This window comes from Mesorhizobium sp. B2-3-4 (assembly GCF_006442315.1).
Classification (GTDB): Bacteria; Pseudomonadota; Alphaproteobacteria; order Rhizobiales; family Rhizobiaceae; genus Mesorhizobium.
The window spans coordinates 88,779-113,289 of the sequence record NZ_VFVY01000011.1; the positions used below are offsets into that span (position 1 = coordinate 88,779).

Here is a 24,511-nt window from a genome sequence, read left to right on the forward strand (position 1 = left end):
CGCAAAACCCGGGGTGTTTGCTGACGCAAAACCCGGGGTATTCGCCGAGGCAAAAAAAGGACGGCGGCCGGGCGGCCGCCGTCCTTGCAATGCGAATGTCCGCTAAGGCTCAGACGCGCCGTGTCAGCACGAAGTTCTGGCCGGACGAGGAGGTGCAGTTCAACTGGCTGGTTGAGACCAGCAGGCAGTTGAAGCTGACAGGCGTCTGGCGGATCAGCGAGGTGCCGTTGATTTCCACCGAAGTGGCGCCGGTCATCGAATAGCTGCCATCGGCAAGCTTCTGGCCGGTATCGGTGGCGACGGTGGTGAACTTCCCGCTGGCAAAAGTCGACAGGCCGGTGCCCTTGGCATCGATCCAGGACCCCTCGACGCCTTTCGGCGTGGTTGCCATCGGCGGCTGGTCAGGGCCGCTGGTGGTGCAGGCGGCGAGCATCGAGGCAACGGCGCCCGCCATACCGATAGAAAGAACCTTGCGCGCAATAGTCATCTGAAATCCTCTCCAAACGCGTCGGTCCAGAAATCGGGCCGATTTCTGGAAGGCGCGACGCGAACGTCCAAAGTGCTGGGGTATGCTTCGTGCGTCCAACGGGACGCACATCGCCACTCCAGGCCGCATCCCTTCAATCGCCCGATTTCCGGGCGATTGCAAGGCAATGGCGTATGGTCGGCGCGCCGCTATCGGACGAGGATGTTGCGGAATTGCCACGGGTCGCTGCGGTCCAGGTCCTCCGGGAAGAGGCCCGGGCGCCTGTCGAGCGGCGTCCAGTCGGTATAATAGCCCTTGACCGGTCCGAGATAGGGCGACTGCACGTCCAGGCAGCGCTTGAAATCCATCTCGTCGGCCTCGACGATGCCTGCCGCCGGATTTTCCAGCGCCCAGACCATGCCGGCCAGAACCGCCGAGGTAACCTGCATGCCGGTGGCGTTCTGGTAGGGCGCCAGCTTGCGCGCCTCGGCGAGCGACAGCTGCGAGCCGTACCAGTAGGCATTCTTGTCGTGGCCGTAGAGCAGGACGCCGAGCTCGTCGACACCGTCGACCAGCTCGTTCTCGTCGAGCACGTGGTGCACCGGCTGCGGTTTGCCGGCGGCGCCGAACATCTCGTCCAGCGACAGCATCGCGTCGTTGCAGGGATGGTAGGCGTAGTGGCAGGTCGGGCGGTATTGAACCTTGCCCTTCTTGGAGCGCACGGTGAAGAAATCGGCGATCGAGATCGCTTCATTGTGCGTCACCAGCAGGCCATACTGCGCGCCCGGTGTCGGGCACCAGGAGCGCACCCGCGTGTTGGCGCCGGGCTGTTCCAGATAGATCGCGGCCTTGGAGCCGTGCTTGTGCTTCTTGCCGTTCTTGGGCATCCACTTCTCATGCGTACCCCAGCCGAGCTCGGCCGGCTGCAACCCCTCGGAGATGAAGCCCTCGACCGACCAGGTGTTCCAGAACACGTCCATCGGCTTCGGTTTCTTGGTGCGCTGGGTGTCGCGCTCGGCAATGTGGATGCCCTTGACGCCGGCCTTCTTCATCAGCTTGGCCCAGCCCTCGCGGTCGTCCTGCGCGGGCTCGGAGAACTCCATGCCAAGATCGGTGGCCAGATTGACCAGCGCCTGCTTGACGAACCACGACACCATGCCGGGGTTGGCGCCGCAGGTGGAAACGGCGGTGGCGCCGCCCGGCTTGTCGTGCTTTTCCTTGATCAGGGCTTCGCGCAACGCATAGTTGGTGCGGCTGGCATTGTCGGCCTTGGCGTCGAAATAAAAGCCGAGCCAGGGCTCGACCACGGTGTCGATATAAAGCACGCCGAGCTTGCGGCAGAGCCGCATCAGATCGACCGAACCGGTATCGACCGACAGGTTGACGCAAAAGCCCTGGCCGCCGCCATTGGTCAGAAGCGGCGTCAGGAGCTTCTTGTAGTTCTTCTCGGTGACCGCTTCCTGGACGAAGGCGATGCCGCGCTCGTCGAGCAGCTTGCGGTCGGTGTCGCGCGGGTCGAGAACCGTCATGCGCGACTTGTCGAACTTGAAATGGCGTTCGATGAGCGGCAGTGTTCCGCGTCCGATCGAGCCGAAGCCGATCATCACCACGGGGCCGGTGATCTCACCGTAAACGGGCCAGTTTTCATTCGCCATTTTATCGAGCACTCCTTCAATACCGTGCAAAAGCCGGGCATTTCCGCCCAACGGCCATGCGCTACATCACAGATCATTGTCATAAACCAGCGAAAAGCGCCAACCCGCGACTACGCGTCCTTGGCCATGTGGTTAAGGACGGCGATCAGCCGGTCGCGATCCGAGGTCATGCCCTTATAGTCGAGCTGGGCGAGATCGAGAGCTTCGAGCTGGGCGGCGAAGGACGCCGCCAGCGCCGCCCGGTCCGGGTGCCGGGACAATACCGCCAACGGGTCGAGATGGATGCGGATGGTGAACAGGATGTCGCGCGAGGCGGGCAGTTTACGCAGCGTCTGCCGCTCGACGCGGATGAAGGCATGCGCCTTGACGTCGCCGTCGGGGAAACGCGTCGGCCGGTTGGTGGCGCGGTCGATGCGCTCGACATTGGACAAGGGATGATAGAGCCCGTCGCCCGATTGGATCGACCAGTTGTAACGTTCGACTGCCTGGCCTTGCAGACCGTCGAACATGCGGTTGATGAGGTCGGCAGGACGCGTGCCCGGCCCAAAACCCGGCACGGGCTCGTGGATCTGCTGCAACGGCTTGCCGAACTTTTCGGCGAGCGACCAGGACGAGGGAAAGCATAGCGATCCCGCGGCCAGCCGCCAGCCATCCTCGCCCCGGCGCATCAGGATCAGGTCTTCCTGGACCAGCAGGGAGGCCGTGACGAGGGGAGCGTCGGCAATAGGAGAAGGCGGGGCTGGATGGTCCGCCGCCCCTTTGACATCGACGCTGCCATCGGTGCGCCGGTGGGTTTCGGGAAATCTCTCCGGCAGATAGACGTCGAGCAAATCGAGCACTTCGCGCTGCGCGTCTCGCGTGCCGTCGTCCTCGACGAAGACCCGGTCGGGAATCACATCGTACAGCCGACGTTTCTCGGCCAGATAAGACAGCAGGTGACGATCGACTTCGATCCAGTTGGCGGGATCCAGCGGCTTCAGCCCGATGGTGAAGAGCTTCGACGAGCCGTCATAGGGCGTGTGGGTGGGAAGCGGCTCCGCCAAGCTCAGGCTTCCTTGAAATCGTTCAGGGCGGGCGCCGTCACCCTGGCCAGGAATTCGGTGACGTCATAGTCGGCGGCGCCTGCCTTGGCGAAGGGGTCGGCCGCCAGCCTGGCGTCGAGCACGTCGCGTGGACACTGCGCGATGACGATGCCGCCGGTCCTCGGTTTCTTCGGTCCGGAGGCGATGAAGATGCCCTCGGCATAGCAGGCCTTCAGCCATTCGATATGCGCGGCCTGCAGACGGTCGATCTCGGCTAAAGGAACCTTGTAATGCAGCGAAACGACGAACATGGCATTCTCCCGGTCAGGCCAGCTTGGCCGGGATCAGGCCGCGCAACGAATTGCCGACAAAGAGTGCCTTGGCCGACTTAAGATCGTCGTAGCTGTAGATTGCTTCCTTCGCGCGGCCTTCATCCAGAAGCGCGGCGCGCAATACGCCAGGCAAAAGGCCGCAATCGAGCCGCGGCGTCGCCAGCAGGCCGTCGCCGAAATCGGCGAAGACATTTGATATCGTGCCTTCGCAGAGTTCGCCGCGTTCATTGGCGAGCAGCACTTCATCGGCCTGGGTGACCAGATATTCGGAGCGGGCGTGTGTGTAGAGCTGTCGCCGGCTGGTCTTGTGGCGCAGCAGGGTGTTGCTTGAATCGAGCCGCGTGCGCGCCAGCCGCAGCGTCCACACCTTGTCGGGGCCAAGCGATTCATGGGGCTGCGCCGAGGCGCTCGCCTCGCCATTGCGCGACAGGGCGAGCCGCGTGCGCATGGCGGTGGGAGATCGATCGACCGCGCCGCTCAGCGCCTCGCCGACCTTTTGCGGATCATGGCTGAAGCCGAGCTCCGCCGCCGAGCCATAGAGGCGCGCAAGATGGCGATCGAGGCGCAGGAAGCCCGAGGCGGGTTCCCAGCGCATGGTCTCGATCAGCTCGAAATCGGCGGTGTCCCCGTCGCGAAGCGGGCTTTGAGCAGACACTCCTGATACTCCTCTTGCGCGACCGAATCGAAGACGATGCCGCCGCCGACATTGTAGACGGCCTCGCCGCCGGCGAAGAGCGAGATGGTGCGGATTGCCACCGAAAAGCGCATCGTGCCCCCAGGCGCGATCCAGCCGATGGCACCGCAATAGACGTCGCGCGGCGTGCCTTCCAGATCGTGCAGGATTTCCATGGCGCGGATCTTTGGCGCTCCGGTGATCGAGCCGCAGGGAAACAGCGCCGCGAAGATCTGGCGGATCGAGAGGCCGGGCAGCAGCCTGGCCCTGACGTCGCTGACCATCTGGTGGACCGTCGGGTAGCTCTCGATGCGGAACAGTTCCGGCACCTCCAGCGTGCCGACCTCGCTGATCAGCGATATGTCGTTGCGCAAAAGGTCGACGATCATCCGGTTCTCGGCCTGGTTCTTCTCGTCATTGCGCAGGAAATTCTTCTGCTGTTCGTCCTCGGCCTTCGTCGCGCCGCGCGGCGCGGTGCCTTTCATCGGATGCGTCTCGATCATCCCCGAGGCATTGATCTGGAAGAACAGTTCCGGCGAACGCGACAGCACGACCGGATCTCCGAGCGCGATCAGTGCGCCATATTTCACCGGCTGGCGCTCGGTCAGCGCGTCGAAGGCGGCGAGTGGATCGCCGGACCATTGCGCATGCACCGGAAAGGTGAGGTTGCCCTGATAACAATCGCCTTGCCTGATGTGCTGGTGCAGGCGCGAGAACCGCTTTTCGTATTGCTCGAACGACCACGTCGCCCTGGCGTCGAAGATCGGGCCGTTGGTCGGCGCGCCGCGTGGCGGCACGGCCTCCTCATCGGGGGCATCGAAGACCCCGAGGCAGACCAGCGGAGCGCGGCGTCCGCCCGGCAGCAAGGGAACGAGTTTCGGCTCGAGCAGGTAACCGGCTTCGTAGGAAAAATAGCCGGCCAGCCATTTGCCGGCATCGTGCGCAGCCTGCGCCGCTTGCAGCGCGGCAGGGAAGTCGCTGGCATCATGCGCGACGATAAGGTCGTCCGGCCGCTCGAAAACGAGCTGGCGCGCGCTTTCGTCGTTGCGGAAAATTGCGGCGGGCAGGGACATGGGAACCGGGATCGATAAAGCCGAGGATCGCTCTATATGGGGCGCCGGGCACGCGCAATCGAGGGAACGGCACCCTGTCCCTCAAAGCCGACCTTTGCCGGATCAGACCTTGCCGGCAAAAAGATTGCGGCGGCGCCGGGGCGCCGCCGCTCGGATGCACGGACTTGCCGGTCAGGTGTTGCTGGCGGTTCCGGCCGTCGGAAACTGCTTGGCGAATTCGGCCTCGTTGCCGGCGGCGAGCAGCTTGGCCTGCTCGATCCAGCGTTCCCTGGCGATGCGGCCGTCGAAGTTCATCACATCCTCGATCCGCTTGATGTCGGCCGCGGTCCAGGCGGCGATCTGGGCGAAGCTGGTGACGCCTTGCGCCTTGAGCAGCTTTTCGTTGACCGGGCCGATGCCAATGAGCCGGCGCAGATTGTCAGGCTTTCCCGACGCAGGCTTGGCCGCTGCCGGCGCGGCCTTTTTGGCGGCGGGCGCAGCCGATGGCTTTGCCGGTGCTTTGGCTGCCGGCGCTTTAGCCGCCGGTGCTTTGGCTGCCGGAGACTTGGCCGCCGGTGCTTTGGCCGCCGGGGCCGAAGCGGTCGCGGGTTTCGCCGCGGCGGGCTTCGGCGCCGCCTTTGCCGGGGCGGCCTTGGCGGCGGCTGGCTTGGTTGCCGCCGGCGCGGATTTAGCTGTGGCGGGCGTCGACATCAGGGCCGCCGGCGGTTGAGTCGAGGCCTTTGCGCCGCCCGCCGCCTGCGCCTCGCGCAACTGGCGCTCGAGGTCGGAGCGGGTCTTGCCGCATGCGTTGAGTTCGCCGGTCAGGCGGTCGCTGTCGGCGCGCAGCCTGTCGCGCTCGCTGCGGGTGCGGTCGAGGTCGCCGCGCATACTGTCGAGTTCACCGCGCAGACGGCCCCAGATGAACCAGCCCACCAACACGCCTACCAGGAACGCCAGGACCACATAGAAAAAAGTGCCCATTGTCTCTCTCCAGTCAAATCCGCCCGCCGTGGGTCACGACCTTCGGCGCAGGACTACTCGATGATGGTTCCGCTGATACACGGAACAGCCGGCTTCGGTTCGAGCTGTCGGCGATCGGCTTGCTTGCCCATGGCCAACGGCCGTTGTCGCGTTCGCCTGGGCGTCACGGCCGGCTGAGATTTCCCCTCGCCGATCCGCATGCGCTCCGGCTGAGCTTGCAGGGAAGGCTATCATAGAGCTTGCGGAAAGCTATGGGAAAACGTCCGCGGAGAGTTCTTCAAGAACAGATATTTAGGACAGGAATGGCCGGGCCTGAACATGCATTCCGGCTAAACTGTTCTTGCCGCCATGGAGGCGCCCTCAACCGTCGAGGGCTTCCAATTCATCGATCAGGCCGCTGATCACGCCAAGCCCGATCTGCCAGAAGGCGGGGTCGGTGGCGTCGAGGCCGAAAGGCGCCAGAAGCTGCGAATGATGCTTGGTGCCGCCGGCCCGCAGCATCTCGAAATACTTGTCCTGAAAGCCGCGCTCGGCATTCTGGTAGACCGCATAGAGCGAGTTCACCAGGCAGTCGCCGAAGGCATAGGCATAGACGTAGAAGGGCGAGTGGATGAAGTGCGGGATGTAGGTCCAGAACACTTCGTAGCCTTCACGCAGCTTGATCGCGGGACCAAGGCTCTCGGCCTGCACCTCCAGCCAGAACTGGCCGAGCTTGTCGGACGTCAGTTCGCCGTTGCGACGCTCGGCATGCACCTTGCGCTCGAATTCGTAGAAGGCGATCTGGCGCACGACCGTGTTGATCATGTCCTCGACCTTCTGGGCCAGCATCGCCTTGCGCTCGCGCCGGTCGGTGGTCCGCTCGAGCAGCGAGCGGAAGGTCAGCATCTCGCCGAAGACGGAAGCCGTTTCGGCCAGCGTCAGCGGCGTCGAGGCCATCAGCGCGCCCTGGCCGGCGGCCAGAACCTGGTGCACGCCGTGGCCGAGTTCATGCGCCAACGTCATCACGTCGCGCGGCTTGCCCATGTAGTTGAGCAGCACATAGGGGTGCGCCGACGGTACGGTCGGGTGGGCAAAGGCGCCGGGCGACTTGCCGGGACGCACCGGCGCGTCGATCCAGTTGCGGTCGAAGAAGGTGCGCGCGATCTCGGCCATCTCGGGCGAGAATTGCTGGTAGGCCGACAGCACGGTGTTTCTTGCCTCGTCCCAGCCGATCACCGCCTGCGGCGTCTCCGGCAGCGGCGCATTGCGGTCCCAATGGTTCATCACCTCCATGCCGAGCCAGCGCGCTTTCATCGCGTAGTAACGGTGCGACAGGCGCGGATAGGCTTCGCGCACGGCCGCCGCGAGGGCGTCGACGACGCCGCGCTCGACGCGGTTGGCGAGATGGCGTGAATCGGCGATGTCCTGAAATCCGCGCCAGCGGTCGGAAATTTCCTTGTCCTTGGCCAGCGTGTTGGTGATCAGCGTGAAGGTGCGCAGGTTCTTGCGGAAGGTCGTGGCCAGTGCCTCCGAGGCGCGCCGGCGGATCTCGCCGTCGGCATCCTGCAGGCGGTTGAGAGCCGGCTCCAGCGTCAGTTCCTCACCGTCGATGTCGAAGCGAAGATCGGTCATCGTCTCGTCGAACAGACGATTCCAGGCGCCACGCCCGGTGATCGATTTTTCGTGAAAAAGCTGCTCGACGCGGTCTTCGAGCTGGAAGGGCTTGTCCATGCGCAGATCGAGCACCCACGGGCGGTAATGCCCAAAGGCGGGGTCGCCGGCCAGCGCGCCCTCGATCGCGGCATCGTCGATCAGGTTCAGTTCGAGCGCGAAGAACAGGAGATGGGCACTGGCGTCGGTCATCTTCTCCTGGATATCGCCATAGAGCTTGGCGCGCTGCGGATCGGCGGTGTTGCCGGCATAGACCAGGCCGGCATAGGAGACGATGCGGCCGATCAGTTCCTCCAGCGCCTCGTAGGCCACCAGTGCTTCGCCCAGCTTGCCGGCGCTGCCGCGCCCGGCCTCGGCGGCGAGCGTGCCTTTCCAGCGGGCTTCGAATGCGATGGCCTCGGCGGCGGCCCTGGCGATGTCGCGTTTCAGTTCCGGCGCGTCCATCCCGGCATAGAGGTCGGCAAGGTTCCATTCCGGCAGATCGCCAAGCTCGGCCGAGCCCTGACCGGACGCTGGTGCCGCAATCCGCCGATCAAACATCATGCGCATCGAGATAACCTTCTTTGAATCAAGCGGCCGGCTTTGAATCAAATGGCCGCAATTAGAGAGCCGGAATCAGCGGGAATGGAGAAGCCGGTCAAATCCTAAGGAATTCGTTCACCGGGTTTTTTGAAACCTTATTTAGAACCCTGTGCCAAGATGATCCATGGGGATTTCGGGCGCGGGTAGACCAAGACAGTCATGACAGGTTCCATACTCATAGTCGATGACGATCCCGTGCAGCGCCGGCTGCTCGAGGCGGCGGTGACGCGGTTCGGCCACACCGCCATCGTCGCCGAAGGCGGTGCCGCCGGCCTCGAAGTTCTCGACGGTCGTGATGCCCGCGACGTTTCGGTCGTGATCCTCGACCTGGTCATGCCCGGTCTCGACGGCATCGGCGTGCTGAAGGCGATGCGCGAACGCGACATCAGCGTGCCGGTCATCGTGCAGACCGCGCAGGGTGGCATCGAAACCGTGGTTTCGGCGATGCGCCACGGCGCATTCGACTTCGTCGTCAAGCCGGCTTCACCCGACAGGCTGCAGGCCTCGATTGCCAATGCGCTCAGGGTCGAGGCGGTCGAGGGCGAGGTCAAGCGTACGTCGCGCAAACGCGGCGGGCTTTTGACCTTCAGGGACATGGTCACCCACAGCCCGGCCATGGACAGGGTGATACGCCTCGGCCAGAAGGCGGCGGCCTCGAACATCCCGATCCTGATCGAGGGTGAATCCGGCGTTGGCAAGGAATTGGTGGCGCGTGCCATCCAGGGCAGCGGCGACCGACGCTCCAAACCCTTCGTCACGGTCAACTGCGGCGCCATCCCGGACAATCTGGTGGAATCCATCCTGTTCGGCCACGAGAAGGGCTCGTTCACCGGCGCCACCGACAAGCATACCGGCAAGTTTGTCGAGGCGCATTCGGGAACGCTGTTCCTCGACGAGATCGGCGACCTGCCGCTCGACGTGCAGGTCAAGCTGCTGCGCGCCGTCCAGGAGGGCGAGGTCGATCCGGTCGGTGGCCGTTCTACCGTCAAGGTCGATATAAGGCTGATTTCGGCGACGCACCGCAACCTCCTGCAGCAGGTCAAGGACGGCAAGTTCCGCGAGGACCTGTTCTACCGGCTGAACGTCTACCCGATCTTCGTGCCGCCGCTGCGCGACCGCCGCGACGACATTCCCCATCTGGTCACGCATTTCATGGAGAAGGTGGCGCCGGCCGACCCGCGCCATCGGCTGAAAGGCATTTCGGCGGCGGCGCTCGGCGTGCTGCAGGCCTATGACTGGCCCGGCAACATCCGGCAGCTCGAAAACGCCGTCTTCCGCGCCTCGGTGCTGTGCGAAGGCGAGGTGCTGACCGCCGATGATTTCCCGCAGATCCGGGCGCAGGTCGAAGGCACCGTCAATCTCGAGGTCGATGACGGGTTCGAAGCAGGCGCCGCCGCGCCGCCGCTGGCACCGCGCGACGAGGACGTCGTACCCGACGAGACCGCACCGGCGGCCATACGCGAGCAGCCCGCCGGAGCGCCTCGGTTCGGGACGTTGCGGGCGCTCGACGAGCGCGGCAATGTGCGTGCGCTGGCCGATGTCGAACTCGAAATGATCAAGCTTGCCATCGATCACTACAACGGCCAGATGAGCGAGGTCGCCCGCCGGCTCGGCATCGGCCGCTCGACGCTTTACCGCAAGCTCAAGGAATATGGCATCGACCCGGAAACCGGCCGCGTCGACAGGCTTGCCTCCTGAGCCACAAGCCCCGGACCAGTTTCCCTTGTCATAATATGGCCTTACAGGGTGCCGTCCCTGGATTGTGGCGGGCCGGAGGCGACGCTCGACGGGGCCTTGTTCACGCATTGAGGCCAATGGTAACAGATCGTGTTCGGCCAAAACCGGAATCCTGATCTAAACCAGCGGTTTACCAAGAAACCTTGCGGACAATTTTTGACGGGATATCGCCATGGTGTTACCGCATTTTGGCTTCAATAAGCGATGATTAACCATTAGGATCGATATTCGGATGTGATAACGACACGTCCGTTTGGGCAAATCCGGGGACAAACGGCAGCCTGCAAGGCCTTTTGATTTGAACAGAATCGAACGACTCACAAACGGGCGGCACTACCACGTGAGCGTCTGGCCGAGATGGCTGGCCGCGGTGATTGTCGCATTTGGTTTTGTTGCCGCGGCCGCCACGGGCGCCAAGGCCGAAGTTCGTTCGCTGAAGCTCTACCACCTCCACACGCACGAGAAGGCGGAGATCGTCTACAAGCGCAATGGCCGCTACGATCCCGAGGGCCTGCGCAAGATCAACATCATCCTGCGCGACTGGCGCCGCAACGAACCGACCAAGATGGACCCGCGCCTGCTGGACCTGGTCTGGGAAGCTTATCGGGAAAGCGGCGCCACCGACTACATCCAGGTCGTCTGCGGCTACCGTTCGCCGGCGACCAATTCGATGCTGCGCAGCCGCAGCCGCGGTGTCGCCGAGAAGAGCCAGCACATGCTGGGCAAGGCGATGGATTTCTATATTCCCGGTGTGCCGCTGAAGAAGCTGCGCAACATCGGCCTCAAGATGCAGGGCGGTGGCGTCGGCTACTATCCGACCTCCGGTTCGCCGTTCGTCCACATGGATGTCGGCAATGTGCGCCATTGGCCCGGCATCAGCCGCCAGGAACTGGTCAGCCTGTTCCCCAACGGCAAGACGCTGCACGTGCCGAGCGATGGCCGTCCGCTGCCAGGCTATGAACAGGCCCTGGCCTCCTACAAGTCGCGCAAGGGCGCGGGCACACCCAATATCGAACTGGCCAGCGCCGGCGGCAGCGGCAAGAAATCCGGCGGGTTCCTTTCCGCCTTCTTCGGCGGCGGCGACGACGAAGCCGATGACAGCGCCGACGTCGAGACCGCCTCGGCTGCCCCCGCGCCCAAGGCTAGAAACCTGAAGCCGGCCGCGGCAGCCAAGAGCAGCAACCTGCCGGGCATCGCCATCGTCGCCCCCGAGAACGCCCAGCGCGCCAACATTCCGCAGATTGCCGACGAGCAGGCTCCCGAGCCAGAGAAGGATACGCCGGAGACGATCATCGCGGCGCTGCCGGCCAAGGAGATTCCGCTGCCCGACTTCGCACCGCGGCCGAAGGTCGATGTCGGCGCGCAGCAGCCTGAGAACGTTCCCTTCGCCATGGCCGACGCGACGGCCACCACCGAACAGGCCGTTGCGACCGCGCAGGCGCCGGCGAACATGCCTTTCGGCAAGTCCGATCCGGCGGCGATCGCGGAAGCCGCGGCCGCCGATCCGGCACAGGTTGCCGTCAACAACATTCCCCTGCCGACATGGCGTCCCGAGCGCTCGCTGCCGGCTGATCTCGCACCGCCGCCCAGCAAGGATGTGCTGATGGCGCTGGCCGAGACGGCTGACCAGGGCAAGACCGCGACCGACGCGTTCTCCGTCCTGCCGACCGCGCGTCCCAAGCCGGATGCGGTCAAGGCGGTGCTCGACGAGGCCAATGCCCAGGTCGGCGGCGGCGACGAATATCAGCTCGCTTCATTGTCCACGGAACCGCGCTCGGCCTTCAACGATCCGTCCGGTGTCGATGCCGCGTCGCCGCGCCAGGCCGTCGCGGGCCGCCCGGCGGGGTCCGACCCGGCCGCCGCGATCGGCGCCGGCGTGAAGACGACGCGCAAGGAAGCCAGGGCCACCGCCCGCGACCAGAAACCCGGCCCGAGGGCCGTGGTGGTTGCCGCTGCACCCCAAGCCGCCCGTTGGGCGCTGACCAGCGGCGAGAACGTTGCCACCGTTTCGACCGCGACGACCGCGCCGGGCTACGCCTACAACATCGTGCATACGCCGCCGAGCGAGGTCTATACGGCCGGCTTCCAGTCGGGCAACCAGATGGCCGACGCCAACCGTTTCACCGGTAATGCCGTCAAGTTCATGTCGGTAGCGCGCTTCCAGACGAAATAAGGGACAAGTCAGCACGCAAAGCCGCGTCGGGCGACCGACGCGGCTTTTTGCTGTCGAAAGCACGATGTCCACGCTCGTTTTTCAATCGCTGGTGCGGTGCTGTCGGCTGGCTGCGATGTCCGCCAGGCACGAGGCGATCGCCGCGAGCGGATGACCGGTGCTGGAGAAATCGGTGATAGGCCAAGAGGATCACGCGCGGCTGAACTTCTCGTGAAGCGGGAACAGGCCACTCATTTCCGGGTTAAGGTGGGTTCGTTCCAACCTGGGGATATTCATGAAGAAGATTCTACTTGCATCCGTTCTGGCACTGGCGGCGGCATCGGCCGCGATCGTGCCTTCGCAGGCCGAGACCGTCATCATCAAGAACAACAGGCATCACTGCAGAACCAAGCTGGTCACGCATTGGGTTCACCATCACCGGGTGGTCGAGAAGGTCAAGGTCTGCCACTGACCTTCAGCCGAACAAGAGACCGGCCAGTGAAAGCTGGCCGGTTTTTTGTGTGCTTCGTCAACCCCGGCAGACTTTTGGCGACATCAGTCAATTTCCAGCGTGGCGGCTTCGCCGCGTGCCAGAAGCCGCGCTGCGTCTCGCGCGGGCGGCAATCCGAACTGGCGCGCATATTCCCGACTGAACTGTGAAGCGCTTTCATAGCCGACGCTGAAGGCGACGCGCGCGGCATTGCCGGGCTGTGCCAGCATCAGATGGCGCGCTTCGAGCAGACGGACCTGCTTCTGGTACTGGAGCGGGCTCATCGCTGTCGCTGCCTTGAAATGGCGATGGAAGGCGGCACTGCTCATATGGGCGAGCGCGGCCAGTTCCCGCACGTCGATCGGCTCATCGTAGTGCGCCCGTATCCACGCGGTGGTGCGGCGAATCTGTGAGAGGCGCCCGTCGGCACGGGCGAGTTGCCGAAGTTTCGCACCTTGCGGGCCCTGCAGCAGCCGAAAGACGATTTCCCGTTCGAGCATCGGGCCGAGCACCGGAATTTCCGCCGGCCTGTCGAGCAGCCGCAGCATACGGCGCCACGCGTCGAGCAGGTCGTCATCGGCTGGGTAGGTGGCAAAATCGTCGCCGCCGATCATCGGCTTATGGTCGATCAGGAAGGTAGCAATCACCTCGATATCGAGGGCGAAGGCGATGGCCAGATAGGGATGGGCGGGACTCGCCTGGATCAACTGGCTGGTGGCAGGGGTCTCGACCGCGTATACGAAACAACTGCCGGCACTATAGGCAAGCGTGCGGTCGCCGATGAGCACCGATTTGGTGCCCTGCAGGACGAAGAGGACCGTCGGCTGGCAAAGCTCGGGCAGCGGCGATGTCGCAACCTCGCTGCGGCCGATGGTAACGCGCGGGATAGCAGTCTTCGTCCGTCGCCCATGGGCATGACGGCCGGCGATTGCGATCAACTCCTGCAGCACTTCGCTCATCGTTTCAGCATTGCTCATTCGCACCGGCCACGCAACCAAGTGAGAGGTTTAGGCAAGAGTATGAGAGCTTCCGGCGCGCGAAGCCGGCCAGCTTGCGTCATTTCTGGATCACGCAAAAGGAGACATCGAAATGACGACACAGAAGAACGCGCTGGTGACCGGCGCCAACAAGGGTATTGGCCTGGAGACCGCCCGGCGTCTCGCGGCGATGGGGTTCAAGGTCTGGCTCGGCGCTCGGGATTCGAGACGCGGCACGGCCGCGGCCGAGGCGCTTGCCGGCGAAGGGTTCGACGTCGAATGGCTCGAGCTCGATGTGACCAGCGACGAAAGCGTGGCTGCCGCGGCCAGCGCCGTCGCGGCAAGGACACCCAGCCTTGACGTGCTGGTCAACAATGCCGGCATCGCGCCCGGCTATGTCGACGCGCTCGGGCGGGATGGCCGCTATGAGCGGCCGCCAAGTCTCGAGGATGTCGCCGACATGAAGGCCACTTACGACGTCAACGTCTTCGGTCCGGTTCGCGTCACCCAGGCGTTCCTGCCGCTGCTCGAGGCGGCGCCCGCCGCGCGCATCGTCATGGTGAGCAGCTATCTCGGCTCGATCGCGCGCGCGGCCGGCGAAGGCCCGTCGCCCAATGTCATGGGCTATGGCAGTTCGAAGACGGCGCTCAACGCCATTACCGTGGCCTTCGCCAGGGAGCTGTCGCCCCGGGGCATCATGGTCAATGCCGCCGCGCCCGGCTACACCGCCACCGATCTCAACGGTCACAAAGGCCACCGCACGGTCGAGCAGGCGGCCGAGATCGTGGTGCGCCTGGCAGCGCTGGACGCGGGCGGACCGACCGGCGGCTATTTCGACGAGAACGGTCCTCTGCCCTGGTGAGCGCGGTTACTTTCCGAGCTTGCTCGCCGCACGCGCCAATGCCTCGATCTCGTCCCATCCGCCGGCCTTGACGAGATCGTCCGGCGCGACCCACGACCCGCCGACGCAGATGACATTGGGCAGGCTGAGATAGTCGGCCGCGTTCTTGCCGGTGATGCCGCCGGTCGGGCAGAATTTGACGTCCGCCAGCGGCGAGGCGAAGGCCTTCAGCGATGCGATGCCGCCGGACTGTTCGGCCGGGAAGAATTTCAGGAAGCGCAGGCCGGCCTCGCGGGCGGCCATGATCTCGCCCGGTGTGATGGCTCCGGGCAGCAGCGGAACCTCGCTGGCGGCGGCCGCCGCCAGAAGCTGACCGGTGATGCCGGGGCTGACGATAAAGCGCGAACCGGCGCTGGCCGCCTCGTCGAACTGCCTGGCATCCAGAATGGTGCCGGCGCCGACGATGGCCTCCTCGACCTCGCCCGCCACGCGCCGGATCGCTTCGAGCGCGTCCGCGGTCCGCAGCGTGATCTCGATCGCCGGCAGGCCACCCCGTGCCAGCGCGCGGGCCAGCGGCACCGCATCGGCGACATTGGCTATCTTGAGCACCGGAATGACTGGTTGGCCATTGAGCAGCGACAGGAGTTTCTCGGTCTTGCTGGGCATCTGTCTCTCCTTGTCGAGCGCTGTGTCGGGGGATTTCAACCGATTAGCAGACGGGTATTGCCCTGTCCACGGAACCCGTCGCGGCGCGATGTCACGCGGTGCGCCGAGCTTAGTGCTTCTTCGCCGACAGCACCATGACAGGCGCCGCGAACCCGTTTCGCCTTGAATCGGCTTCTACGAGCGTCTAGGTGCTCTGGCAATGACAATACAGTCCGCGCCATCCCAGCCAGTCCGCGTCGCCGCGCTCTATCGTTTCGCCCGGCTCGATGCCTTCGAGGCCTTGCGCGCGCCGCTCGCCGCCTTCTGCTGCGGGCGCGGCATCAAGGGCACGCTGCTCCTGGCGCATGAAGGCATCAACGGCACGGTCGCCGGCACGGAGACGGCGATCGCCGAACTGATCGCGCATCTCGAAAGCATCGACGGCCTGGCCGGCCTCGAGGTCAAATACAGTGCTGCCGCCGCCATGCCGTTCCACCGCATGAAGGTGCGGCTGAAGCGCGAGATCGTCACCATGGGCGTCGAGGACATCGACCCTGCGAGAAGTGCCGGCACCTATGTGGAGCCGGGCGACTGGAACGCGCTGATCTCGCGGGCCGAGACGATCGTCATCGACACACGCAATGCCTATGAGGTCTCGATCGGCACCTTCAAGGGCGCGGTCGATCCGGCAACGGCGAGCTTTCGTGAATTCCCCGCCTGGGTGGAAGCGCACAAGGCGGAGCTCGAAGGCCGCAAGGTGGCGATGTTCTGCACTGGCGGCATTCGCTGCGAGAAGGCGACCGCCTATGTCAAATCCCTCGGGTTCGAGGACGTATTCCATCTCAAGGGCGGTATCCTCAAATACCTTGAGGAGGTTCCAGCCGAACAGAGCCTATGGCAAGGCGAGTGCTTCGTCTTCGACGAGCGGGTTTCGGTGTCGCACGGTCTTGCCGAGGGCGATGCGGAATTGTGTCGCGCCTGCCGCCATCCGCTGACGCAGAGCGACCTGGCGTCGCCGAAATATGCCGCCGGCATTTCCTGCCCGCATTGCTTCGATGCCCGCACGGACGAAGACCGCAAGCGCTACGCCGAGCGCCAGCGGCAGGTCGAGCTCGCGCAAGCCCGGGGCAGGGGGCCGCATATCGGGTCCTGATCCCGGCCGAAGGTTCCGGCAAAGCAGGGGCCTGTCATTGCAATGTCAAGCTTGGGGTCCTACGTCTTCGGCGTTCAAAACCTGCCCGTTCGGCCGGGCAAACGCTGGAGGCACTGAATGTTCGATCCCAAGAAGCTTCTCGACGATCTGCTCGGTTCGCAAATTCCAGGCACCAGCGGCACGGTCCGCGACAAGGCCGGGCAAGCGGTGCAGATGGCCAAGGACAATCCGCTGGCCGCCGGCGCGCTGGCCGCGGTGCTGCTTGGGACCGGCACCGGCCGCCAGGTGACGGGTGCCGCGGTGAAGCTCGGCGGGCTGGCCGCCATCGGCGGCCTCGCCTACAAGGCCTATCAGAACTACAAGGCCGGCAACGCTCCGGAACAGGCACCTGCCGCCGGCGAGCCGGAATTGCTGCCGCCGCCCAAGGATACCGCCTTCCATCCGTCACAGGCGCCGCAAGGCGAGGATGAGTTCACGCTGACCCTGGTGCGGGCGATGATCTCGGCGGCCAAGGCCGACGGCCATGTCGACGATGAGGAACGCCGCAAGATCGCCGGCAAGGTCAGCCTCGCCGGGATCGGCGCCGATGCGGAAAAATTCCTGATGGCGGAGCTGGAAAGCCCGCTCGATCTCGACACGCTGGTGGCGGGCGCCAAGACCGACGCGCAGAAGCTGGAGCTCTATACGGCGTCGCGTCTGACCATCGACCCGGACACGCGCGCGGAGCGTGGTTATCTAGACTTGCTTGCCGGGCGGCTTGGCCTACCGGATGCACTGGTCGACCATGTCGAGGCGACGGTTTCGGCGGCGAAAGTGCCTGCTGCAGGCGGTACGTCACCCAATCCGCGCTGGTAGCCCCGGATCGGTACAGGTGCTTCCTGGAGCGTTAACCTTTCGTTAACTCAGGAAGCGCATCATTCTACGCAGTCGGATCGGCTTTCCTCCTCCCAAGCCCGGTTCAGATCAGGGCGGTCGCCAATGACCGCCCTTTTTGTCGGCCCCGTTCGGGCCTTCTGCGAGGGTTCCATTTTCGAAGACATGCCCCAATGGCCGTGCTTGCCATAGCCGCCGTCATTTGCGATGCCTTCTTGCGAACCAAATCCTGAAAATCAGTCGGGCACGCGCGGCGCGGCCGGAGGACATCTGCCATGACAGAGCAAAAAACCGCCATCGTTACCGGCGCCGGCACGGGTATAGGCAAGAGCGTCGCCGCGGCATTGCTCAAGGCCGGATGGAACACGGTGTTCTGCGGACGCCGCAAGCCGGTCCTTGACGCCGCCATCGCCGAGATCGGGCCGACCGGAGCCAAGGCATTGGCGGTGGCCTGCGACATCAGCAAGGCAGCCGAGGTCGACGATCTCTTCGAGACGGTGGCGGAGGCGTTCGGCCGCGTCGACCTGCTCTTCAACAATGCCGGCATGGGCTACAAGTCGACGCCGATCGACGAGATTCCGGTCGAAATCTGGAACGATATCGTCGGCGTCAATCTCACCGGCTCGTTCCTGTGCGCGCGCGCCGCTTTCGGCGCCATGCGCAAGCAGAAGCCGATGGGCGGCCGCATCATCAACAACGGGTCGGTGTCGGCCTATGCGCCGCGTCCGGGTTCCGTGCCCTATACGGCGACCAAGCACGCCATTACCGGGCTGACCAAGACGCTGGCGCTCGACGGCCGTCCCTATGACATTGCCTGCGGCCAGATCGACATCGGCAATGCGTTGACCGACATGGCGCAGCCGATGACCGTCGGCGTGCCGCAGGCCAACGGCTCCATATCAGCCGAGGCGGTGATGGATGTGCAGCGCGTCGCCGACGCGGTGGTGCATATGGCCAGCCTGCCGCTCGACGCCAATGTGCTGTTCATGACGGTGATGGCGACGAAGATGCCGTTCGTCGGGCGCGGGTGAGCGGCGGGCCTCGCCCTCGTTTTACTTACCTGCCAGCGGCACGCCGGGCTTGAAGAGCAGAATGGGCCTGATCTCGTAAACGGCGGTCGGGTTGACACGGCGAAGGTCGCGGGCGATCGCGATGGCGTCGTCCCTGGTGACACAGTCGACGACGTAGAGACCGAGCAACTGTTCCTTGGTCTCGGCGAAAGGCCCGTCGAGGACCACGCCTTCGCCCGGCCCGCGCAGCGTGCAGGCATCCTCCGTCGACCCCAAGCGCGCCGACGGTCCAAGCGTGCCTTCCGCATGAAGCCGGGTGTTGATCTTCAGCAGATCGGCCATCAGCGCCGCGTCTTCCTGCGGCGTCAGCGCCTCGATCGCGTCTTCGACGTGATAGGCTAGGATTGCATAGAACATTCAGAGGCATCCCACTTCGATGGTGATCGCGGACCGTAGCGGTTCGCGGCCGGCTCGCCCAGCCTTGGCCATGAGCCTCCGGACGGATCATGACATCGACTGGCTGGGCACGTATCGGCGAGGGTGCCAAGGCGCCGGACGCTACCTGGCCAGGAATGCTCCGATCCGCTCCAGCGCGCGCAGGATGTTCTCCTCGGAATTGGCGTAGGAGAGCCTGATATAGCCTTCGCCGAGAATGCCGAAATCGGGGCCGCCGATCAGCGCCACGCCGGCATCGTCGAGCAAGGCGGAGGCGAGTTTCTTCGCCTTCCAGCCGGTCTTCGAGACATTGGGAAAGGCATAGAACGCGCCCTTGGGCGTGATGCAGGAAATGTTGGGCAGTGCGTTCAGCCCTTCGACGACGATCTTGCGGCGGTTGTCGAAGGCGCGCATCATCTTGTCGACGTCGTCCTGCGGGCCGTCGATGGCGGCGATGCCGGCGAACTGGCTCGGCGCGTTGACGCAGGACCAGCAATTGACCGCCAGCTTGCGCACCTTGTCGTAGAGATGGGCGCCCTTTTCGCCGTTCGGCCAGATCGACCAGCCCATTCGCCAACCGGTCATCGCCCAGGTCTTGGACCAGCCGTTGAGCACGATCAGCCGGTCGCGGATCTCGGGAAAGCCAAGCAGCGAGCAATGCGTCTCGCCGTCATAGGTCATGACGTCGTAGATCTCGTCGGAGAGGATGGCGACATCGGGGTGCTTCTCCAGCCCCTTGACCAGCTTTTCGATCTCGGCCCGGGGCGTCACGCCGCCGGTCGGGTTGGCGGGCGAGTTGAGGATCAGCAGCCTGGTCTTCGGAGTGATCAGCGCCAGCGTCTCTTCGGCCGAGAAGGCGAAGCCGTTTTCCTCACGCATGGGCACGGGAATGGGGGCCGCGCCGGTAAACTCGATCATCGAACGGTAGATGGGAAAGCCGGGGTCGGGATAGAGGATTTCCGCGCCCGGCTCGCCGAACATCATTATGGCGGCGAACATGGTCGGCTTGCCGCCGGGCATGATCATCACCGCTTCCGGCGAAACCTCGACGCCGGTGGTCGTCAGCGTGCGCCGCACCACCGCCTCGCGGGTCGCCAACAGGCCGTTGGCCGGCGTGTAGCCATGGTGGCCGTCACGCAGCGCCTTGATCGCCGCCTCGACGATGTGCTGCGGCGTCTTGAAGTCCGGCTGGCCGATGCCGAGGTTGACAATGTCGCGTCCCTGGCTCGCCAGCGCGGTTGCCCGCGCGAGCACCGCGAATGCATTTTCCTCGCCGAGACGGTCGAAGGCCGAAATCGTGTGGAGCATTTTTCCCGTCCGTGTGGTTCTTACTGTGAGGTTGCGTTTTTGTGAGCCTCACCGGGCAAAAGTCAAACGGATTGGAGTTTTTGGTGTCGGAAAATCTTGCGAATTGGCAGCCACGCCCGCGACCCGAGCGGAAAGTTCTGGAGGGGCGTACCGTCCGCCTGGAGCCGCTGAGCGCTGCAGCGCATGGCGATGGCCTCTACGAGGCGTCGGCCGTCGCCGATGGCGATGCACGGTTTCGCTGGCTGTTCGACAATGTCCCTGAGAGCCGTGCCGCCTTGCAGCCGTGGCTGGAGAAATCCGCGGCAAGCGAGGATCCGCTGTTCTTTGCGGTCATCGACAAGGCCAGCGGCAAGGTTGCCGGACGCCAGACGCTGATGCGCATCGATGCGACGCATGGTGTCATCGAGATCGGCAATATCTACTGGGGGCCGCTGATCTCGCGCAAACCAGCGGCGACGGAAGCGCAGTTCCTGTTCATGAAGTACATCTTCGACGAGCTCGGCTATCGCCGCTACGAATGGAAGTGCAACAACCGCAACGAGCCATCGAAGCGCGCCGCCGAACGGTTCGGCTTCAAGTTCGAGGGCATTTTCCGCCAGCACATCGTCGTCAAGGGTGAAAACCGCGACACCGCATGGTATTCGATCATCGACAAGGAATGGCCGTCCCTGCGCCAGGCCTATGAAGCCTGGCTCGATCCGGCCAACTTCGACGCCAATGGCCAGCAGAAGCGCCGGCTGGAGGATTTTCGCGCGGCGTTCGGCGCGTAACGGGAGTAGCCATTGGCCCATACCCACGATCACAGCGGGCATGACCACGGCGCCGGCCACGTGCATGGCTCGACCGACAAGAAACGCGTCCTGATCGCGGCTTGCCTGACCGCCGGCTTCATGGTTGCCGAGGCGCTCGGCGGTCTCCTGACCGGATCGCTGGCGTTGCTGGCCGATGCCGGCCACATGTTGGCCGACGCCATCGCGCTCGGCCTCGCCTGGTATGCCTTCCATCTCGCCAGCCGGCCGGCGACCGGGCAGCTCACCTATGGCTTCGGCCGGGTCAAGACGCTGGTGGCCTACACCAACGGCATCGCCATTTTCGTGATCGCGCTGTGGATCGTCTACGAAGCGTGGGATCGCTTGCTGACACCGGCGCCGGTGCTGGGCGGACCGATGCTGGTGGTGGCGATCCTCGGCCTGCTGGTCAATATCGGCTCCTTCCTGGTGCTGCATGGCGGCGACCGCGAGAGCCTCAACATGCGCGGCGCCATCCTGCATGTGCTGGGCGACCTGCTCGGCTCAGCCGCCGCGATCGTGGCTGCGCTGGTCATCCTGACGACCGGCTGGACGCCGATCGACCCGATCCTGTCCGTACTTGTCTCGCTGCTGATCCTGTCGACCGCCTGGTCGCTGATGCGCGCCGCCGCCCACGTCCTGCTAGAAGGCGTGCCGCCGAGCCTCAACCGGGATCTGGTCGCCCGGGACCTGGTCAAGACGATCAGGGGCGTGCGCGAAGTGCACCACATGCACATCTGGTCGCTCGACGGGACGAGCAGCATGGCGACGCTGCATGCCTGCCTCGACGAAGGCATCGATGCCCATCAGGCGGTCAGCGCGATCAAGAAGCGGCTTGCCAGCGAGCACGGCATCAGCCATGCCACAGTCGAACCGGAATTCGGACAATGCGCCGATGACGACCGCGAGCATGAGCATGAGCATGACGCGGCCCCGCATCACGGCCACTACCACTAGGCCCGATCGATGAGCATCGAGCGGACCTGCCTCAGGAGTTCTCCAGCTTTGAAATTCAGCCCGATGAACGATCGCAGCTCCGGTGCGGCATGATGGACCGTGATACGCGCAATGCGGCCATCGCGGCGATATGGATCATGCTTCTGTTCGGTATTGCCGCCTTCTATCTGCCGACCGTGATGTTGGCACTCGGCAGTTTTTCGACCGTGCTGGCAGGCATCTTTGGCATCGCCTTCGTGCTGGCTTTTTTCTTGGTGTTCTGGCTGCGTGCCCGCAACCAGCGCAAAAATCAGGGCAAATAGGATTCTCGACATGCGTATTCTGATCACGGGGGCCGCCGGCATGGTCGGCCGCAAACTCATCGCCCGGCTGGCCAAGGACGGCACGTTGCGTGGCAGCAAGATCACCGCGCTCGACCTGCACGACATCGTGCCGCCGCAGGCGCCCGCCATGGACGGCGTCAGCGTTACGCCGCACACCGGCGACCTTGCCCAAGCCGGCGCCGCAGAACGCCTGGTTGCATCACGCCCCGATGTCGTCTTCCATCTTGCCGGCATCGTGTCTGGCGAGGCCGAGGCCAATTTCGAGCTCGGCTACCGCGTCAACCTCGACGGCACGCGCGCGCTGTTCGATGCCATCCGCCTGGCCGGGTTTGCGCCGCGCGTCGTCTTCACCTCGTCGATCGCGGTGTTCGGCGCGCCGTTCCCGGATGTCATTCCCGACGAGTTCCACCCGACGCCGCTGACCTCCTACGGCACGCAGAAGCAGATGAGCGAGGCGCTGCTGGCGGACTATTCGAGGCGCGGCTTCTTCGACGGTATCGGCATCCGATTGCCGACGATCTGCGTGCGGCCCGGCAAGCCCAACAAGGCTGCGTCCGGCTTCTTCTCCGGCATCATCCGCGAGCCGCTGAGCGGGCAGGAGGCGATCCTGCCGGTGCCGCGCTCGGTCGTGCATACCCATGCCAGCCCGCGCTCGGCGGTGAATTTCCTGATCCATGGCGCCGAGATCGACGGCGCCGCCGTGGGGCCGCGCCGCAACCTGACGATGCCCGGCGTCGCGGTCACCGCCGGCGAGCAGATCGAGGCGCTGGAACGCGTCGCCGGAGCCAAGGCGGTCAGCCTGATCCGCGAGGTGCCCGACGAGACGATCTGGGCGATCGTCAAGGGCTGGCCGACAAGGTTCGAGGCCCGGCGGTCAAGAGAACTCGGCTTCAGCGCCGAGAAGAGTTTCGACGAGATCATCCGCGCCCATATCGAGGATGAGCTCGGCGGCAAGGTGTCTTGATATTCAGGGGATGCCGGCCTGCGAACGGCTGATCCCTGCGCTTCCCCGTTCTACTGCGTCGCAGTAGAACTGTGCTCACGGACTTCAAGTACGCTCTGTTCCGGTGCTCGGTGTCAGCCATTCTCGGCACGGCCTGACCTGTATCCCGACACACCCTAGGGTGCCACTCGCGTTCAAACGCCGCCTGTCAGGCTCGCCGACAGCAGCAGCAGTCCGAACAGGAAGACGAAGGCGGCGCCGCCGATCTCGACGATCGAGTGGATGCGGTTTCCCATGCGGCCGTCGCCGGCGAAATAGACCGCCCAGTTCTTGGCGGTAACCGCGATCGTGGCCAGCGCCGAGACGGTGATGGCGGTGCCGATCGACATGGCGAACACCGACAGCAGGCCGCCGAGCCAGAGCCCGTTGAGCAGCGCGAAGCTCAGCACGATCAGCGCGCCGGAGCAGGGGCGGATGCCGACGGCGGCCACCGCCGTCCAGGCCGTGCGCCAGTCGAAACGGTCGCCCGACAGCAGCGCCGGATCGGGGGCATGCGAATGGCCGCAGGTTTCGCAGACCTCGCCGGCCGCGTGATCATGGTGGGCATGATCATGATGCGCATGATCATGCCCGGCGTGGCTGTGATCGTGCGAATGGTCGTGATGATCGTGAGAATGATCATGGTCGTCATGCACATGGAGCGCGTGCGAATGGGCATGCGCCGCATGGCTGTGAGCGCCATGCGAGTGGCCGGCATGCGAATGGGAATGGGCGCCATGCGAATGACCCGCATGCGAATGGCCTGCGTGCGAATGACCTGCGTGTGAATGACCTGCGTGTGAATGACCCGCATGCGCGGCCGACAGGCTGTAGGCCGGCCCTCGCCCGAACAGGCGCAGGATGGACGGGCCGAGTTTGCGCCACAAGAGCCAGGCGCCGAACAGGGTAACGAAGACGAAGCTCATGATCTCCATGAACCAGGCCGCGTCGGTCATCGAGACGGCGGTGCCGCGCAGGACGAAATAGGCGGCGGCCATGACCCCAATCGCGGTCAGGCCCTGGACCAGCGCCGAGACGAAGGACAACAGGATGCCGCGCCGCAGCGCGACTTCATTGGCCACCATGTAGGACGAGATGACAGCCTTGCCGTGACCGGGGCCGGCGGCGTGGAAAATGCCATAGGCGAAGGACAGGCCGATGAGCACCCAGAGCTTGCTGTTGTCCTGGCGCATCGCCTTCATGGCTGTTGCCAGCGCGCGGTAGAATTCCTGCTGCCTGAGATTGATCCACATCAGGATATGGGCGAAGGGTCCCGTGGTCGGCGCCATGCCGTCATTGACGCCGATGCCGAGCGAACTCTGGGCATGCGCGGCGCCGGCGAAATGCAGCGCGGCAAAGGTCAGGGCCAACAGGCCGAGCGCCAAACGCAGGGGCGATTTCGAACAGCTCCCGATCAGGTTCACCGG

Annotated in this window: 24 protein-coding genes; 11 read left to right on the forward strand and 13 right to left on the reverse strand. The window is 64.7% G+C overall.

What is annotated here, in order from left to right; all coding sequences use genetic code 11:
- Positions 1 to 109: 109 nt before the first annotated feature.
- The 8 genes from FJ967_RS17865 to FJ967_RS17900 all read right to left on the reverse strand — a co-directional run bounded on the left by FJ967_RS17865 (position 110) and on the right by FJ967_RS17900 (position 8,380).
- Positions 110 to 487: a hypothetical protein gene (locus tag FJ967_RS17865; RefSeq protein ID WP_140733143.1), complete on the reverse strand. Its 378-nt coding sequence runs from the start codon at positions 485 to 487 to the stop codon at positions 110 to 112.
- Between the two features lie 188 nt (positions 488 to 675).
- On the reverse strand, positions 676 to 2,121 hold the full coding sequence (locus tag FJ967_RS17870; protein WP_140733144.1) for a homospermidine synthase: 1,446 nt from the start codon (positions 2,119 to 2,121) through the stop codon (positions 676 to 678).
- Between the two features lie 110 nt (positions 2,122 to 2,231).
- The gene (locus FJ967_RS17875; RefSeq protein ID WP_140733145.1) at positions 2,232 to 3,170 is read right to left on the reverse strand and encodes a DUF3445 domain-containing protein; all 939 of its coding nucleotides are present in this window, start codon (positions 3,168 to 3,170) and stop codon (positions 2,232 to 2,234) included.
- Complete coding sequence (locus FJ967_RS17880; protein ID WP_140733146.1) at positions 3,167 to 3,454, reverse strand: YciI family protein; 288 nt, start codon at positions 3,452 to 3,454, stop codon at positions 3,167 to 3,169. Before FJ967_RS17880 ends, FJ967_RS17875 begins: the two co-directional genes overlap by 4 nt.
- Before the next feature lie 13 nt (positions 3,455 to 3,467).
- Positions 3,468 to 4,130, reverse strand: coding sequence for an aminotransferase class IV family protein (locus FJ967_RS17885; protein WP_140733147.1), 663 nt, complete (start codon positions 4,128 to 4,130; stop codon positions 3,468 to 3,470).
- Entirely contained in the window at positions 4,079 to 5,221 is a 1,143-nt protein-coding gene (locus tag FJ967_RS17890; RefSeq protein ID WP_140733148.1) for an aminodeoxychorismate synthase component I, read from the reverse strand. The genes FJ967_RS17885 and FJ967_RS17890 overlap by 52 nt, the downstream gene beginning before the upstream one ends.
- Positions 5,222 to 5,392: 171 nt before the next feature.
- On the reverse strand, positions 5,393 to 6,181 hold the full coding sequence (locus FJ967_RS17895) for a proton-conducting membrane transporter (RefSeq protein ID WP_140733149.1): 789 nt from the start codon (positions 6,179 to 6,181) through the stop codon (positions 5,393 to 5,395).
- A gap of 360 nt (positions 6,182 to 6,541) precedes the next feature.
- Positions 6,542 to 8,380, reverse strand: a complete 1,839-nt coding sequence (locus FJ967_RS17900) for a M3 family oligoendopeptidase (RefSeq protein ID WP_181175952.1) — start codon at positions 8,378 to 8,380, stop codon at positions 6,542 to 6,544.
- 192 nt (positions 8,381 to 8,572) lie between these two features.
- On the opposite strand from FJ967_RS17900, the gene FJ967_RS17905 reads away from it, so the two are divergent.
- From FJ967_RS17905 to FJ967_RS33430, 3 genes are all read left to right on the forward strand, one after another.
- Positions 8,573 to 10,111 (forward strand): sigma-54 dependent transcriptional regulator, encoded by a 1,539-nt coding sequence (locus tag FJ967_RS17905; RefSeq protein ID WP_140733150.1) that lies wholly within the window; start codon positions 8,573 to 8,575, stop codon positions 10,109 to 10,111.
- Positions 10,112 to 10,490: 379 nt separating this feature from the next.
- On the forward strand, positions 10,491 to 12,323 hold the full coding sequence (locus tag FJ967_RS17910; protein WP_140733151.1) for a DUF882 domain-containing protein: 1,833 nt from the start codon (positions 10,491 to 10,493) through the stop codon (positions 12,321 to 12,323).
- Between the two features lie 274 nt (positions 12,324 to 12,597).
- A complete protein-coding gene (locus tag FJ967_RS33430; protein WP_181175954.1) occupies positions 12,598 to 12,774 on the forward strand; it encodes a hypothetical protein in 177 nt (58 codons plus the stop codon).
- Between the two features lie 83 nt (positions 12,775 to 12,857).
- On the opposite strand, the gene FJ967_RS17915 is transcribed toward FJ967_RS33430, so the two are convergent.
- Positions 12,858 to 13,769, reverse strand: a complete 912-nt coding sequence (locus FJ967_RS17915; RefSeq protein ID WP_246675297.1) for an AraC family transcriptional regulator — start codon at positions 13,767 to 13,769, stop codon at positions 12,858 to 12,860.
- Positions 13,770 to 13,881: 112 nt separating this feature from the next.
- Here FJ967_RS17915 and FJ967_RS17920 point away from each other — a divergent pair, with 112 nt between their 5' ends.
- Positions 13,882 to 14,631, forward strand: coding sequence for an SDR family NAD(P)-dependent oxidoreductase (locus FJ967_RS17920; RefSeq protein ID WP_140733152.1), 750 nt, complete (start codon positions 13,882 to 13,884; stop codon positions 14,629 to 14,631).
- 6 nt (positions 14,632 to 14,637) lie between these two features.
- On the opposite strand, the gene FJ967_RS17925 is transcribed toward FJ967_RS17920, so the two are convergent.
- A complete protein-coding gene (locus tag FJ967_RS17925) occupies positions 14,638 to 15,276 on the reverse strand; it encodes a 2-dehydro-3-deoxy-phosphogluconate aldolase (protein ID WP_140733153.1) in 639 nt (212 codons plus the stop codon).
- A gap of 199 nt (positions 15,277 to 15,475) precedes the next feature.
- Between FJ967_RS17925 and FJ967_RS17930 the strand changes: the two genes are divergently transcribed.
- The 3 genes from FJ967_RS17930 (at position 15,476) to FJ967_RS17940 (ending at position 18,312) form a co-directional block, all read left to right on the forward strand.
- The gene (locus tag FJ967_RS17930; protein ID WP_140733154.1) at positions 15,476 to 16,408 is read left to right on the forward strand and encodes a rhodanese-related sulfurtransferase; all 933 of its coding nucleotides are present in this window, start codon (positions 15,476 to 15,478) and stop codon (positions 16,406 to 16,408) included.
- A gap of 117 nt (positions 16,409 to 16,525) precedes the next feature.
- Positions 16,526 to 17,263, forward strand: coding sequence for a tellurite resistance TerB family protein (locus FJ967_RS17935; protein WP_140733155.1), 738 nt, complete (start codon positions 16,526 to 16,528; stop codon positions 17,261 to 17,263).
- Positions 17,264 to 17,556: 293 nt separating this feature from the next.
- Positions 17,557 to 18,312 (forward strand): SDR family oxidoreductase, encoded by a 756-nt coding sequence (locus tag FJ967_RS17940; protein WP_140733156.1) that lies wholly within the window; start codon positions 17,557 to 17,559, stop codon positions 18,310 to 18,312.
- A gap of 21 nt (positions 18,313 to 18,333) precedes the next feature.
- On the opposite strand, the gene FJ967_RS17945 is transcribed toward FJ967_RS17940, so the two are convergent.
- On the reverse strand, positions 18,334 to 18,708 hold the full coding sequence (locus FJ967_RS17945; RefSeq protein WP_140733157.1) for a YciI family protein: 375 nt from the start codon (positions 18,706 to 18,708) through the stop codon (positions 18,334 to 18,336).
- 141 nt (positions 18,709 to 18,849) lie between these two features.
- Complete coding sequence (locus tag FJ967_RS17950; RefSeq protein ID WP_140733158.1) at positions 18,850 to 20,034, reverse strand: pyridoxal phosphate-dependent aminotransferase; 1,185 nt, start codon at positions 20,032 to 20,034, stop codon at positions 18,850 to 18,852.
- 83 nt (positions 20,035 to 20,117) lie between these two features.
- Here FJ967_RS17950 and FJ967_RS17955 point away from each other — a divergent pair, with 83 nt between their 5' ends.
- The 4 genes from FJ967_RS17955 (at position 20,118) to denD (ending at position 23,066) form a co-directional block, all read left to right on the forward strand.
- A complete protein-coding gene (locus FJ967_RS17955; RefSeq protein WP_140733159.1) occupies positions 20,118 to 20,804 on the forward strand; it encodes a GNAT family protein in 687 nt (228 codons plus the stop codon).
- A gap of 12 nt (positions 20,805 to 20,816) precedes the next feature.
- Complete coding sequence (locus FJ967_RS17960) at positions 20,817 to 21,779, forward strand: cation diffusion facilitator family transporter (RefSeq protein ID WP_140733160.1); 963 nt, start codon at positions 20,817 to 20,819, stop codon at positions 21,777 to 21,779.
- An 89-nt stretch (positions 21,780 to 21,868) separates the two neighbouring features.
- Positions 21,869 to 22,081, forward strand: a complete 213-nt coding sequence (locus tag FJ967_RS17965) for a hypothetical protein (protein WP_140733161.1) — start codon at positions 21,869 to 21,871, stop codon at positions 22,079 to 22,081.
- Between the two features lie 10 nt (positions 22,082 to 22,091).
- Entirely contained in the window at positions 22,092 to 23,066 is a 975-nt protein-coding gene (gene denD / locus FJ967_RS17970; RefSeq protein WP_140733162.1) for a D-erythronate dehydrogenase, read from the forward strand.
- A gap of 173 nt (positions 23,067 to 23,239) precedes the next feature.
- On the opposite strand, the gene FJ967_RS17975 is transcribed toward denD, so the two are convergent.
- A complete protein-coding gene (locus FJ967_RS17975; protein WP_181175956.1) occupies positions 23,240 to 24,508 on the reverse strand; it encodes a nickel/cobalt transporter in 1,269 nt (422 codons plus the stop codon).
- Positions 24,509 to 24,511: the final 3 nt, after the last annotated feature.

What these genes read in the sequence shown, in the direction of transcription:
- FJ967_RS17920 (WP_140733152.1), top strand. Translation starts at nt 13,882, where the DNA reads ATGACGACACAGAAGAACGCGCTGGTGACCGGCGCCAACAAGGGTATT.
- denD (WP_140733162.1), top strand. Translation starts at nt 22,092, where the DNA reads ATGCGTATTCTGATCACGGGGGCCGCCGGCATGGTCGGCCGCAAACTC.
- FJ967_RS17965 (WP_140733161.1), top strand. Translation starts at nt 21,869, where the DNA reads ATGATGGACCGTGATACGCGCAATGCGGCCATCGCGGCGATATGGATC.
- FJ967_RS17895 (WP_140733149.1), bottom strand. Translation starts at nt 6,181, where the DNA reads ATGGGCACTTTTTTCTATGTGGTCCTGGCGTTCCTGGTAGGCGTGTTG.
- FJ967_RS17870 (WP_140733144.1), bottom strand. Translation starts at nt 2,121, where the DNA reads ATGGCGAATGAAAACTGGCCCGTTTACGGTGAGATCACCGGCCCCGTG.
- FJ967_RS17940 (WP_140733156.1), top strand. Translation starts at nt 17,557, where the DNA reads ATGACAGAGCAAAAAACCGCCATCGTTACCGGCGCCGGCACGGGTATA.
- FJ967_RS17900 (WP_181175952.1), bottom strand. Translation starts at nt 8,380, where the DNA reads ATGCGCATGATGTTTGATCGGCGGATTGCGGCACCAGCGTCCGGTCAG.
- FJ967_RS17925 (WP_140733153.1), bottom strand. Translation starts at nt 15,276, where the DNA reads ATGCCCAGCAAGACCGAGAAACTCCTGTCGCTGCTCAATGGCCAACCA.
- FJ967_RS33430 (WP_181175954.1), top strand. Translation starts at nt 12,598, where the DNA reads ATGAAGAAGATTCTACTTGCATCCGTTCTGGCACTGGCGGCGGCATCG.
- FJ967_RS17890 (WP_140733148.1), bottom strand. Translation starts at nt 5,221, where the DNA reads ATGTCCCTGCCCGCCGCAATTTTCCGCAACGACGAAAGCGCGCGCCAG.
- FJ967_RS17935 (WP_140733155.1), top strand. Translation starts at nt 16,526, where the DNA reads ATGTTCGATCCCAAGAAGCTTCTCGACGATCTGCTCGGTTCGCAAATT.
- FJ967_RS17950 (WP_140733158.1), bottom strand. Translation starts at nt 20,034, where the DNA reads ATGCTCCACACGATTTCGGCCTTCGACCGTCTCGGCGAGGAAAATGCA.
- FJ967_RS17915 (WP_246675297.1), bottom strand. Translation starts at nt 13,769, where the DNA reads ATGAGCAATGCTGAAACGATGAGCGAAGTGCTGCAGGAGTTGATCGCA.
- FJ967_RS17945 (WP_140733157.1), bottom strand. Translation starts at nt 18,708, where the DNA reads ATGTTCTATGCAATCCTAGCCTATCACGTCGAAGACGCGATCGAGGCG.
- FJ967_RS17865 (WP_140733143.1), bottom strand. Translation starts at nt 487, where the DNA reads ATGACTATTGCGCGCAAGGTTCTTTCTATCGGTATGGCGGGCGCCGTT.
- FJ967_RS17905 (WP_140733150.1), top strand. Translation starts at nt 8,573, where the DNA reads ATGACAGGTTCCATACTCATAGTCGATGACGATCCCGTGCAGCGCCGG.
- FJ967_RS17930 (WP_140733154.1), top strand. Translation starts at nt 15,476, where the DNA reads ATGACAATACAGTCCGCGCCATCCCAGCCAGTCCGCGTCGCCGCGCTC.
- FJ967_RS17880 (WP_140733146.1), bottom strand. Translation starts at nt 3,454, where the DNA reads ATGTTCGTCGTTTCGCTGCATTACAAGGTTCCTTTAGCCGAGATCGAC.